This window comes from Salifodinibacter halophilus (assembly GCA_012999515.1).
In the GTDB taxonomy this organism is placed as follows: Bacteria; Pseudomonadota; Gammaproteobacteria; order Nevskiales; family Salinisphaeraceae; genus Salifodinibacter; species Salifodinibacter halophilus.
This window is the reverse complement of sequence record JABEEB010000349.1, coordinates 1-262: the sequence shown is the minus strand read 5'-3', so window position 1 is coordinate 262 and position 262 is coordinate 1. Positions and strand designations below refer to the sequence as shown.

Genomic DNA, 262 nt, shown 5'->3' with positions numbered 1-262 from the left:
CACGCGGGCGGCAACGTCCCGCCTCCAGCAACGCGCAGAACGCGCCGCCGCCGGCTCATGTCCGTCGCGCGCGCCTACGCCGAAAGCCGTCTTGAGCCGGCGGCCGCCAGCCGCGACCATGGCCGTCACCGCCATCACGCCGCGACTCATGGCTTTCGACGCCTTCGCCCTGGTCCTGGCGATGCTGGCGCTGGGCTACCTGTTCCAGCGCCTGCGCGCCCTGCCCGACAACGCCGCCCAGGTGCTCAACCTGGTCGTGCTC

The 262-nt window shown here is 72.9% G+C and carries 1 protein-coding gene; it reads left to right on the top strand.

Going from position 1 to position 262, the window contains the following annotated elements:
• Positions 1–148 precede the first annotated feature (148 nt).
• The coding region (locus HKX41_11980) for an AEC family transporter (GenBank protein NNC24853.1) at positions 149–262 on the top strand (114 nt) is incomplete at its 3' end.